Origin of the sequence: Pseudomonas kitaguniensis, assembly GCF_049199985.1 — a bacterium.
In the GTDB taxonomy this organism is placed as follows: Bacteria; Pseudomonadota; Gammaproteobacteria; order Pseudomonadales; family Pseudomonadaceae; genus Aquipseudomonas; species Aquipseudomonas kitaguniensis.
On sequence record NZ_JBLZPT010000008.1, the window covers coordinates 1 to 12,021 of the forward strand.

At 59.0% G+C, this 12,021-nt stretch carries 11 protein-coding genes and 1 pseudogene; 2 read left to right on the forward strand and 10 right to left on the reverse strand.

Features of this window, described 5'->3' with window-relative positions:
• The 4 genes and pseudogenes from ACOZK9_RS12525 to ACOZK9_RS12540 form a co-directional block, all read right to left on the reverse strand.
• The coding region (locus ACOZK9_RS12525; protein WP_421555933.1) for a S8 family serine peptidase at positions 1–1,724 on the reverse strand (1,724 nt) is incomplete at its 3' end.
• Between the two features lie 160 nt (positions 1,725–1,884).
• A pseudogene (locus ACOZK9_RS12530) lies at positions 1,885–1,995 on the reverse strand (glycoside hydrolase family 3 C-terminal domain-containing protein); the annotation flags it as partial.
• A gap of 39 nt (positions 1,996–2,034) precedes the next feature.
• Complete coding sequence (locus ACOZK9_RS12535) at positions 2,035–2,934, reverse strand: DMT family transporter (RefSeq protein ID WP_152751789.1); 900 nt, start codon at positions 2,932–2,934, stop codon at positions 2,035–2,037.
• A 475-nt stretch (positions 2,935–3,409) separates the two neighbouring features.
• On the reverse strand, positions 3,410–5,044 hold the full coding sequence (locus ACOZK9_RS12540; RefSeq protein ID WP_058413509.1) for a methyl-accepting chemotaxis protein: 1,635 nt from the start codon (positions 5,042–5,044) through the stop codon (positions 3,410–3,412).
• A gap of 230 nt (positions 5,045–5,274) precedes the next feature.
• On the opposite strand from ACOZK9_RS12540, the gene ACOZK9_RS12545 reads away from it, so the two are divergent.
• Positions 5,275–6,105 (forward strand): undecaprenyl-diphosphate phosphatase, encoded by an 831-nt coding sequence (locus ACOZK9_RS12545; protein ID WP_058413508.1) that lies wholly within the window; start codon positions 5,275–5,277, stop codon positions 6,103–6,105.
• A complete protein-coding gene (locus ACOZK9_RS12550) occupies positions 6,102–6,473 on the forward strand; it encodes a DUF1294 domain-containing protein (protein WP_421555934.1) in 372 nt (123 codons plus the stop codon). Before ACOZK9_RS12545 ends, ACOZK9_RS12550 begins: the two co-directional genes overlap by 4 nt.
• Here the strand turns inward: ACOZK9_RS12550 and ACOZK9_RS12555 are convergent, their stop codons facing one another.
• From ACOZK9_RS12555 to ACOZK9_RS12580, 6 genes are read right to left on the reverse strand one after another with little or no spacing between them, the layout of a single operon-like run.
• Positions 6,474–6,830: an MmcQ/YjbR family DNA-binding protein gene (locus tag ACOZK9_RS12555; protein WP_058413506.1), complete on the reverse strand. Its 357-nt coding sequence runs from the start codon at positions 6,828–6,830 to the stop codon at positions 6,474–6,476.
• Positions 6,827–7,756, reverse strand: a complete 930-nt coding sequence (locus ACOZK9_RS12560) for a LysR substrate-binding domain-containing protein (protein WP_421555935.1) — start codon at positions 7,754–7,756, stop codon at positions 6,827–6,829. The genes ACOZK9_RS12555 and ACOZK9_RS12560 overlap by 4 nt, the downstream gene beginning before the upstream one ends.
• A gap of 42 nt (positions 7,757–7,798) precedes the next feature.
• A complete protein-coding gene (locus ACOZK9_RS12565) occupies positions 7,799–7,948 on the reverse strand; it encodes a DUF2256 domain-containing protein (protein ID WP_082649048.1) in 150 nt (49 codons plus the stop codon).
• Positions 7,945–9,483, reverse strand: a complete 1,539-nt coding sequence (locus ACOZK9_RS12570; protein WP_421555936.1) for a cryptochrome/photolyase family protein — start codon at positions 9,481–9,483, stop codon at positions 7,945–7,947. The genes ACOZK9_RS12565 and ACOZK9_RS12570 overlap by 4 nt, the downstream gene beginning before the upstream one ends.
• Before the next feature lie 51 nt (positions 9,484–9,534).
• On the reverse strand, positions 9,535–10,746 hold the full coding sequence (locus tag ACOZK9_RS12575) for an alginate lyase family protein (protein ID WP_421555937.1): 1,212 nt from the start codon (positions 10,744–10,746) through the stop codon (positions 9,535–9,537).
• 12 nt (positions 10,747–10,758) lie between these two features.
• Positions 10,759–11,892, reverse strand: coding sequence for an HWE histidine kinase domain-containing protein (locus ACOZK9_RS12580; protein WP_421555938.1), 1,134 nt, complete (start codon positions 11,890–11,892; stop codon positions 10,759–10,761).
• Positions 11,893–12,021 lie beyond the last annotated feature (129 nt).

Genomic DNA, 12,021 nt, shown 5'->3' on the forward strand with positions numbered 1-12,021 from the left:
ACCAGCCCGGTCATCAGGGTTGAACCGGCCGCTTGGGTGTAATCGCCCTCGACGGCCAATGAACCGTTCAGGCGCAGAACACCGCCTTCAAGGTTTACGTCGCCCTTGAGGTGGTTAGCCCCGTCCAACTCCAGAATGCCTTCCTTGATGGTGGCCCCGGCGAAGCTGTTGTTGCCACTCAGGCGCAGCCAGCCGATGCCGCTTTTTTCCAGACGGCCCGGGCCACCGATATCGTTGCGCCAATCGTCCCAGGCGCCGCCTTGCCAGACGATTGCGCCGCCGGCGGGGCGGTCCATGTTGACGCTGGTATCAACCCTTAACTGGCCGGGCCCATCGATGGCTTTTTTCAGGTTCATCAGCCCCCAGCCGTAAATGTCGTCTATGCCTGGTTCGCCGAGGTCGGTGGCGGTGGTGAGCAACACGTCGCGGATTTGCGGGTTGCTCAAGTAGGGGAAGCGCTCCATCAACAACGCCAGACCACCGGCGACGTGGGGGGCGGCCATCGAGCTGCCGGAACTTAACGCATAGCCTAACTGGGGTGTATCACCTGTCACTGCGAACCCGTCGACATTCCCGTCTTGGTCATTGTGGTTTTCGGTTTGTATTGAACCTGTAATCCAGGACGAGTTGATATCGGTTCCGGGTGCGGCCAGGCACCAGTCTTTGCTAAAGCCGCAGCGTTTTGAGTAATCACCCAGGGTCATGTCTTTATTTACGTTGACGGCCGTTAACCAATAGGGCTCCAGCTCTGCAATGGCACGTGGCAGGCTGGGATGAAGTCCGGAATTGGGTGCCTTTTGGGGGGATTCGTTTGCCACGCTTACATTGCCTGCTGACCAGACTTGCAGCATCCCATACTTGATAGTGTTGTCTGCGATGGCTTTGAGTTCTGCATAAACGAAGGTGTCGGTTTGGCCTAGCGCGATGTCCAGCTCTGTTTCATTCACAGGAGAAAATGCACTGCCCCAACTATTATTGACCACACGCACATTCTGCCTGTGCAATTGGGCATAGGCGACGTCTACCGCTGCCGCTGTAGGAAGAGGCGCACGCACTATATCTGTGATGGAAATGGGGCCTGCCAGGTAGGTATTGCCGTACTTGCGCACCGCACTCAAGTTGGCCGCGTAAGCCACTCCATGAACGCCGTTGCCATCACGATTGGCGAGTGCTGTGCCTGCAACGTGAGTGCCATGCGCGTCATAGTTAGCGCCTACAACCGCGAGATAATTATCAAGTTCCGCTCTGGTGAGAATGCCGTCGGCAATAAGTTCTTCAAGGCTCGCCAATGCTTCAGGTGGCAATGAGTCTATAAGGGTTACCGCAGCGCGATCACCTACGGTGTAGAAGCAGCCTTTTTCCAGCACGGTTCCACTCATGCAGCCAGTGTCAGCCATGAGCACGCCGTCATTGGGTTTTCCCGCAAACTCGCTATGGCGCAAATCGGTGCCGGAGTCGTAAACGCCCATTCTAACCCCGGCGCCACTCAACCCTCTTGCATAAGCGTAATCGGCGCCGATTGCGCCCAGCCCCCAGTTATTCTTGAACTCTTCACTGCGCCAACTGGCGGCATCGTGCAGCCGGCCTTGTTCGACATAACGTGCGGCTTGCACAGGCATGCCCGACAGGCAACCGAGTACACAAAACGCGATGGCGTTTCGCTTGAAAGATGATTGAGCGGGCGCGTTGCTAACTGCGGCTCGGGTAGTTTTCGTGGGCGACATTGTCCGCACACCTGTAAAAAAATTGGGCTCACAGGGTGTGTGAATGTGCCGGGGAAATGATGTAGGACTTGGCTTGTAGCGAGGTGTGAAAGTTAACTTTTTACTGGCTAAGGTCGCCCAGTGCGCAAGCCCCCTCTTTGGCGAGAGGGGGCTGCACGTATTACAGCAACTCGAAGGTCTGCTGCTGCACCGCCTGGAAGTCCAGCCCTATCTGTACATTGAACTCGCCAGGTTCCGCGGCAAACTTGAGCTGTGTGTTGTAGAACTTCAAGAGCTCAGGCCGTATCTGAACTGAACACCTGCTCCCACATCAGGCAGTGTTGACCTTCAGCACGGGCGCAGGCTGCACCGCAGTCTTGCGCCCAAGCATCACTGTCACGATGACGCCACCGGCAAACAGCCAGGTAATCGGCTCGATATGCTCACCAAAAAACAACGCTGAAAACGCGATGGTGAAGAATATCTGCAACAGCTGGATCTGGCTGACCCGGGCGATCCCGCCCATGGCCAACCCGGCGTACCAGGCAAAGAACCCCAGAAACTGCGAGAACAATGACACATAGCCGAACGCCCACCAGGCACGCATCGAAATCGCACCTTGATGCTGCGCCGCCAAGTACCACACGGGGCCGATCAACACCGGTGTCGACAGCACCAGTGCCCAGCAAATCACTTGCCAGCCGCCCATCTCCTTGGCCAACCGGCCACCTTCGGCATAGCCTAAACCGCCCACGGCAATCGCGCCGAGCATCAGCAAATCGCCCGCCTGGATACTGCCGGCACCGCTGATCAACGCATAACTCAACACCAACGCACTGCCCAGCGCCGCGCAGGCCCAAAAGGCTTTCGACGGCCGCTCGTGCGACAACCACGCCGCATACAGCGCCACGCACAGTGGTTGCAAGCCATTGACCAGCGCGCCATGCGACGCCGGCAACGTTTGCATGGCCCACGCCGACAACACCGGGAAGCCCAGGATCACGCCGGCAATCACCAGGCACAACCCGCGCACCTGGCGCCAGGTCGGCCAGCGTTCACGCCGCCACAGCAACAGCGCCGCCGCCGGGATTGCCGCCAACAGCGCGCGGCCCAGGCCATTGAGCAGCGGGTGCATTTCCTGCACCACGATGCGGGTGAAGGGCAGGGTGAGGCTGAAGATGATGACGCCCAGCAGGCCGAGGGCCATGCCGGTGTTTTCGCGCGAACTCATGGTGGCGGGACCGGGATCAAAAGGGCTTCAAGGGAAGCCCATCTAGCCACAACCTTCGCCGATTGCGGGCCTACAGCTAAGCGCGGATTTATCCGTACAGTTGAGGGGGGGTGGGAGGCTCCAGTGCATTTGGTGTTGCGCTGTCGCGCAGCAAACTGGCGCGGGGTGTTCTTTGGATTGGGTATACATCCGGTATTTGGGTTATGGCTTATATTGGTTTCGCTTTTACACCGAGTCACTTTTGATAGATCCGGAAGCCTGCGTGCGGCCATCGTGGTTTAACGGGGCGCTTCTCAGATCAAGATCAAGATCAGAAGCAAAAGCACGGCGGCCTGAAAGCCGACCTGAGTGGTTGAAGCAGATCAAAAGGGCTTTTTGTGGGGCTTGCTCGCGATGCAGGCACCTCGGACCATCAGGCATACCGAGTTGACGCCATCGCGAGCAAGCCCGCTCCCACAGTTTGATCGAGTGCGACCTAAACCTTGAACAGCCGCAATAGCCCATCAAGCTGTTCACTCAACCCACGCAAATGCTCACTCGCGACGCTGGACTGTTCAGCGGCCAGCGCGGTGCTGTGGGACAGCCCGGCGGCTTGTGTGACGTTCTGGTTGATGTCTTCCACCACGTGCGCCTGTTGCAGCGTGGCGCTGGCGATCGAGGCGTTCAGCCCGCTCAGGTTGAGCAGCGCCTGGCCGATGGCATTGAGGCTGGCACCGGCTTGGCCGGCTTGTTCGATGGTCAACTGCGAGGCGCTGTGGCTGTCGCTGATCACCTTGACCGCCGCTTCGGAGTGGCCTTGCAGGCGCTCGATCATCACCTGGATTTCGGCGGTTGATTTTTGCGTACGCTGGGCCAGCAAGCGCACTTCATCCGCCACCACGGCAAAACCACGGCCTTGTTCACCCGCGCGTGCGGCTTCGATAGCGGCGTTGAGCGCCAAAAGGTTGGTCTGGTCGGCAATGGAGCGAATCACTTCCAGCACGCCACCAATCTGCGTGCTTTCACTGGAGAGTGTGCGGATCACCTCCACGGCTTGGCTGATGGTGCTGGAGAGCTGGTCGATCTGCTGTAAGCTGCCGTCGATATTGATTTGGCCCTGTTGCGCCTGGGCCTGAGCATTGCGCATTTCGCTGGCGGCATGTTCGGCGTTTTTTGCCACGTCCTGCACGCCGTAGGTGACTTGGTTGACCGCGGTCGCCACCAGTTCCATCTGTTGCGACTGTTGCTGGCTGCGGTCATGCGCCTGGCTGGCGCTGTTGCCCAGCTCGGTCGATGACTGGCCAAGCGCGCTGGCGCAGGTCTGCAATTGGCTGACCACGCGGTGCAGCTTGGCGGTAAAGCTGTTGAAGTGCACAGACAATTGGCTGATTTCGTCGTGCCCGTGGGTGTCGAGGCTGCGGGTCAGGTCGCTTTCGCCGCTGGCGATGTTGGCCATGGCGTTCACCGCCGCCTGCAACGGGTTGACGATGCTGCGCGCGATCAGCATGACCAAGGCGGCCATCACCAGCGCAATAGCCAGGCCGATCAGCGAGGCTTTCCACACCTGGCCCTTGAACTCGGCCTGCACGTCGTCCACGTACACGCCGGAGCCGATAATCCAGCCCCACGGCTCAAACAACTGGATATACGACGTTTTCTCCACCGGCGCGTCGGCGCCAGGTTTGGGCCAGCGATAGTTGACGATACCGGCGCCCTTGGCCTTGGCCAGGATCACAAACTCGTTGAACACCGCAAAACCGTCAGGGTCACGAATCGCCGAGAGGTTCTGGCCGTCGAGCTTGGGGTTGGCCGCGTGCATGATCATCACGGGCGTCAGGTCGTTGATCCAGAAATAGTCGTCATGGTCGTAGCGCAGGCCACGCACCGCGCTCAGGGCTTGTTGCTGCGCCGCTTCGCGGGTCAGTACGCCGGTTTTTTCGAGGTTCTGGTAATAGGTGAGTACGCCACTGGCGGTTTGCACCACGTGCTGGGTTTGTTGACGCTTGGCCTGGTAGAGGTCGCCATGGATCTGTTTGAGCATCAGCAGCCCCAGGGTCAGCAGCATCAACACGGCAACTACCAGGATCAGCCAGAGCCGGCGGCTGATCGACATGCTGCGCAAACTGTTCATCGTACTGTCACTCCGTGCTTTTTATAATTGTGGGCGCTGCATCGACATTTCCCGCGTGTCTGATAGGCTTTCGGCCTGAAATTGAAAAACCTGAGTACTCGCTGATTTTTCACGGAAATTTTGCAGTCCGGTGTTGAGAATCAACCCCGGGCCTTGAGTGCGCTCGTCGTCGGTGAACCCTTAAAAAAGACTAACAAGGCACGCCGATGGGCATGACCTTTGGAGAAAGCATGGATTTTTGGACCGCCATACAGGCATTGATTCTTGGCGTGGTGGAGGGGCTGACAGAGTTCCTGCCGATCTCCAGTACCGGCCACCAGATCATCGTCGCCGACTTGATCGGCTTCGGCGGCGAACGCTTCGAAGCGTTCAACATCATTATCCAGTTGGGTGCGATCCTCGCCGTCGTCTGGGAGTTTCGGCGCAAGATTTTCGACGTGGTGATTGGCTTGCCAACCCAGCGCAATGCCCAGCGCTTCACCGTCAACCTGATCATCGCGGTGCTGCCGGCCGTGGTGCTGGGGGTGATTTTCGCCGACCTGATCAAGCACTACCTGTTCAACCCGATCACCGTGGCCACAGCGTTGGTGATCGGTGGCGTGATCATGTTGTGGGCCGAGCGCCGCGAACATGCGGTGCATGCACACAGCGTGGACGACATTACCTGGAAAGACGCACTCAAGGTCGGCCTGGCCCAATGCCTGGCGATGATTCCGGGCACCTCGCGTTCCGGCGCAACCATCATCGGCGGCTTGCTGTTTGGCCTGTCGCGCAAGACCGCAACCGAGTTTTCGTTCTTCCTCGCGATGCCGACCATGGTCGGCGCGGCGGTGTATTCGGGTTACAAGTACCGTCACCTGTTCCAGCCCGATGACCTGCCGGTTTTCGCCATCGGTTTTGTCACCTCGTTCATCTTCGCGATGATTGCGGTCAAGGCCTTGCTCAAGTTTATTGCCAGCCACAGCTACGCAGCGTTTGCCTGGTACCGGATTGCGTTCGGTCTGGTGATCCTGGCGACCTGGCAGTTTGGCTGGATCGACTGGACCGCCGTAAAACCATGACCCTTCAGCGGCCACGCTTGAAGGCGCTGATCTTTGCGTTGGTGTGCGCGGCACCGCTGACCGGTTCGGTATTGGTGTGGCAGAGCGGCGAGACGGTTTTGCCGCTCGCCGCTTACGCGGTGGTCAGTGTGCTGGCGTTTTTGCTGTACTGGAACGACAAGCGCAAGGCGCAAACCGAAGGCCGGCGCACCCCGGAAAACATCCTGCACGCCGTGGAACTGGCGGGCGGCTGGCCGGGTGCATTGATCGCCCAGCAGGTGCTGCGGCACAAGACGCGCAAGGTGTCTTACCAGGTGCTGTTTTGGGTGATTGTGTTGCTGCACCAAGTGTTCTGGCTCGACCAGTTGTTCCTCGGCGGCACCTTGTGATCAGTCGTCCAGGCGCAAGCCGATCTGCGTGCGTTTGGGCAGTTTGCTCACCACCAGTTGGTGAGAGCGCTGCAACAGGCTGCGCAGCTCTTCGGCGCCGAGCGGGTAGGGCGTGTTCATGATCACCCACTGCGCCCGTGCCAGGTAAGGCGCCGGGTGGATGCCCGGGCGGTCTACATGGCCCAGAAACAACTCTTTGTCGACCTTGAACGCGAGCGACTCGCCGCGCAGGTTTTGCAGGGCAAACATCTTGTTGCCGGCGATCGAGAACACCCTCACGCCGCCCCATTTGTAGTCTTCCCGCGCGCCGGGCAGGCTCAGGCAGAAGGCCGCCACCTGTTGCTCGGTCATGTTCATAACAAACGGTCCCCGCAGCCTTTAAAGGCTTCTTCCAGATAGTCGATCCACGCCCGAATCGCCGGCAGCACGCCACGCCGGTGCGGGTAGACCGCCTGCAACCAACCGCCCGGCGACGACCATTGCGGCAGCAGTTGTACCAACTCGCCGCTGGCCAATTCTGCTTCGCAGTACATCATCGGCAGTAGCGTAAAGCCCAGGCCTTTCAGGGCGCAGGCCTTGCGGACGATGAAATCGTCGATGCCCAAGCGTGCTTCCATCATCAAGACTTCGCTGTGGCCTTGCGGGTCGATCAGGCGCAGGTGCACCAGGCGGTCGGCTTCGAGCGCACCGAGTATCGGCAATTGCTTGAGGTCTGCCAGCGCAGTGACCTGTCGGCCCTGCAGGAATTCAGGGCTTGCCACCAGCAGGGTCTGCGCCTGACGCAGGCGCTTGGTCACCAGCAGCGGGTCTTCATCGCCGAGCTCGCGCACGCGCAGGGCCACGTCGATGCCTTCGGCCACCAGGTCGACACGGCGGTTGACCAAAATCATTTCCAGTTGCACCAGCGGGTGGGCGGCGAGAAACCCCGCGACCATCTCCTGCAGCATGTGCTGGCCCATGCCCACCGGGCAACTGACCCGCAGCCGCCCGCGCGGTTCGCTGGACATACTCGCCACCGCCTCGTCGGCCATTTCGGCTTCCAGCAACATCGCCTGGCAGTGGCGCAGGTAGCGCTCGCCCACCGCGGTGAGGGTCAGTTGCCGGGTGGTGCGTTGCAACAGGCGTGCGCCCAGGCGTTCTTCGAGTTCGGCAATGCGCCGCGACAGCCGCGATTTGGGAATGCCGAGTAGCCGGCCAGCCGCCGCGAAACCACCGGCTTCGACGACTTTGGCGAAATAATAGAGGTCAGACAGATTCCTCGCGGTGCCATCTGACAAGGTCATAACAAAACCTGAATATTCAACGTATCAGCCTATTTTTCGGATTCATGCCGGGTCCACTGCGACCGACTTGTTGCGTCGGCAGCGTTCTGAGCAATAGCGTACCTGGTCCCAGCTGCGCGCCCACTTTTTTCGCCACGCGAAGGGCAGCCCGCAGGTCGCGCAGGTTTTGACCGGCAGCTCGGCCTTTTTCAAAGTGACTCACCCGCATCCAGTTTTGCCAGCAATGCCTGGCCACGGTGCCACAGCGCCTGCTGTTTGGATTCAGCCATGCGATCGAGGTTTTTGTACAGCATGCTCATCCGGTGGTTGCCGCGCAGCAGGTCACGGTGCCGCATCAGAAAATGCCAATAAAGCGCGTTGAAAGGGCAGGCATTGTCGGTGGTACTTTCAGTCACTTTGTAGGCGCACCCGCCGCAATAGTCCGACATCCGCTTGATGTACTGGCCGCTCGCACAGTAAGGCTTGGAGCCAAGATAACCGCCGTCGGCGTGCATGACCATGCCCAAGGTATTGGGCAGCTCAACCCAGTCGAAAGCGTCCATGTAAATCGCCAGGTACCACTCGCAGATTTGACTCGGCGCGATGCCGGCAAGCAGGGCGAAGTTACCCGTGACCATCAGCCGTTGAATATGGTGAGCGTAGGCGTGCTCAAGGCTTTGGTTGATGGCTTGGCGCATGCAGTTCATGCGGGTTTTGCCGGTCCAGTAAAACTCGGGAAGCGCGCGCGTATTGCCGAACACATTGCCGTCGGCGTAGTCGGGCATTTTCAACCAGTAGACGCCACGCACGTACTCGCGCCAGCCGATCAGTTGGCGAATGAAGCCTTCGGCAGCATTCAGTGCGACATTGCCCGACCAATAGGCCGCCTCCACATCGCTGCACAGCGTGCGCAGGTCCAGCAGGCCAATATTCAGCGCAGCGCTGATTCTGGCGTGAAACAGAAACGGCTCGTCGCTGGCCATGGCGTCTTGATAATCGCCGAAGGCGGCCAGGCCCCAGTCCAGAAAATACGCCCACAACGCCTGAGCGTCGGCGTGGGTAACCGGGTAGTCGAAGGTGTCGAGTGCGCCGTAGTGACCGCTGAAATGTTTGGCCACCAACGCGAGTACATCCTGGGTGATGGCGTCCGGGGCATAGCGCGCGGGTGAGGGCGGTCTCACGCCTTTGGGCAATGCCTTGCGGTTTTCGGCATCAAAGTTCCACGCGCCGCCGACCGGGGTGCCGTCGCCATTGAGCAATAACCCGCTCTTGCGACGCATCTCGCGGTAGAAAAACTCCATGCGCAGCTGCTTTTTGCCTCGCGCCCAGTTGGAGAATTCGTCGCGTGTGCACAGAAAACGTGTGTCGCTGTGCCACTCGATCGCCACGCCACAATGCTTGAGCGAATGTTCCAGACGCCAGTCGCCGCATTCCGTCGCGTGTATTTCAACTGGCCCCAGCAGCGCCTGCCAGCGCTGCAGTTCGCCCGCCACCGAGCCGCTATTGTGCGGATCGTCGAGTGTGACGTAGTGCACGTTGACCCCGCGTTGGCGCAAAGCCTCGGCGAAGTGGCGCATGGCGCTGAAGATCAAGGCGATTTTTTGCGGGTGATGAGGGACGTGGCTGGCTTCCTCCATGACCTCGACCAGCAGCACCGTATCGTGTTCGGCGTCCAGGTCTTGCAATGAGGCGAGGTCAAACGACAATTGGTCGCCCAAAACAAGGCAGAGTCGGCGCGGCGTTTTCATCAAACAGAACCCAATGATGCTCGACGATCAATTACCCGCCGCGCGTGAACGTTAGTGTTTTAGAGGCGTGGATGCCAGGTAGTTGCTGAACAGCAGCGAACCGTAACCGAGCTGATCAAAACCCCCGCTGGTGGTTCCATAGGCACCGGCTTCAGGGCCGAAATTGTCCATCATTTGTTTGGTGTAAGGGGCTTGCAGGTGGCTGATCCCCGCATAATGGTTGTAAATCAACGTCCATATCGGGCGGGTACTGCCGCGACTTGCCGGCGAGATTTGAGTCTGTACCGAGCCGTTAGCGGTGGTGTAGGGGGTCCACGGAACATCATGGAAAAGATTGTACTTCGCAACGTATTCACTGGCTTTCAATACCAGATTGTCGTTAGCGCTGAATAGATCATCGCCTTGGTTCCAGGCCATTTGGCAAATCACTCCGATCAACGCAATGTCTAACGTGGAGTGGCCCTGATCACGGCCGCTTTCCTGAACCTGAGCCAGGCCGACGTCGGTTCCTGTGCCGGGATACACGGCCCACATGGCGTGGTTGAAGGCGCCGTTGCCTTTTCCGTGGCGTACATACTCAAGCGATTCTTGATAAATGTCGTGGCGGTCGGTCAGGATGCCGATGGCCATCATCGAGGCAAGATTGGCCAAATCCCAATTGGCCCAGTAATGCAGCCCCGCTTCGCCGTAACCATTATGTTGGGTAATGAAGTCATGGTTCATCGGGTAAAAAACCTTGAGCATCATCTGTTTGAACGCCGGGAATTTTGTCCAGCCGGGGTAAGTTCGCATGATCTCTGCGGCGTTGGCCAGTTGATACCCATACAGGCCGGACGCCAGGTATTTATCGCTGGTGCCGATCACGTCGGTCAGTGTGCCTGCCCACGCATCAAGCACCGCAATGGCCGCCGTCGCGTATTCGACATTTCCAGAGATTTTCCAGCGCACAGCCAGTTGGTAAGCAGCGGCGGCGTCCTGGTAGAGCAGGGCGTAATTGTCTTTGCCCCATGACGGGTTGCCACGCACTACTTTATCGACCGGGCGGGGTGTGTAGTCGGCGGCTGCATAGCGGCTTTTTCTCAGCAGGTTCCAACTGTCAATCGCAGGCGATACTGTGGCGTTGATCATTCTTTTGGCACGCGCAAAATCATCCTCCGTACTGAGCATCCCCGGATGCACGAACAGGGTGTCCTCAGCCTTCGCCACCGGCGCAGTGCACAAGGCCAGTAGCAGGCCGATTACCTTAAAGACGTTACCTTGCATTGTTCACCTCAGTCAGTTGCGGAGGCGGGAATGTTCGCTGCTGAGCTTTGCAGAAAACGGCGCAGAGATCTCGCAACTCAACCCTTCCTGCTCGAAGGAAAACAGCGCACGCCCATCAAATGCGTTACTCAGCGTGCCGCTTATCATCCGTGTTCCATAGCCCTGGCGTGTGGGTGGCAGAACGGTTGGGCCGCTGCGTTCGGTCCATTGAAGTTTGAAGGCTGTGCCAGCGCCTGATTCGTCCATCGCCACGATGTTCCAGTTCACCGTGAGCATGCCGCCGGCCTTGGACAGTGCGCCATATTTCGACGCGTTCGTGCCCAGCTCATTGATGGCCAACGCCAACGCACACGCGGCGTCCGGGGTGAGGTTGATGTCTGGCCCGTTGATGCTGATGGCATAGTCTTGGGTATACGGCGCGAGCATTTCATTTATCAACTGCGCCAGGCCCATTTCACGCTCGCTGAACGCGAGTGAGTGGGCGCGGTGCATCAGGGTCAGGCGTTCGCCGAAGACGCTGCGAAATTTACCCGGGTCCGGGTAGCTTTTGATGGTCAGGTTGGCCAAACCACCCACGGTCATATAGAGGTTTCGAATACGGTGCTCAAGCTCACCCAGCAAGAACTGCGTGGTTTCACGCGTTCTGCTGTACGCGCAGATTTTTGCGCAGAGTGCGGCGACCGGTTTCAAGTCATTGATCTGTTCAGGCGCAAGCGGTGCGGCGTGAGGATGAATGATCGCCAGGCTGCCATGCGCCTCGCCGTCTGCGCTCAATGCGGGTATGGAGACCAGGGACGCTAATCCATACTGCGCAAACAGGGCTTTCCATTCATCCGAAAAGCGCTCGTCATTAGCCACGTCAGGCACGTTGACTATTTGGCCGGTCAGCACGCCCAGCCCGCACGAGCCTCTTTTTCCGGTGATGACATTGCCTTCCAGTTCGCGCGCGAACTCATCGGGCAGGTTGGGGAAAATTGAATGGCGGAACGTTCGGCCGGGCTTGTCGAGCACGTTAATGCCCACCACGCAGCCCGGCAGATTACCCTGCAGCAAACTCGCGAGTTCCCCCAGCAGGGGCACGGCAGGTGAGCCGGATGACATGACATCGAGCGCACGATTGAGAAGCTGCTCAAGCAACTGATGCATGAAAACCGAACCTAGGGAAACGTACAGTCGCCCATATTACAGAGAGATTATGAATCTGCCATCCGCCCACGGTAGTCCCATGGGGGCGAGCGATTCGTCAAAGGCGCAGTGCCCGGTAGTGCTCGCAGC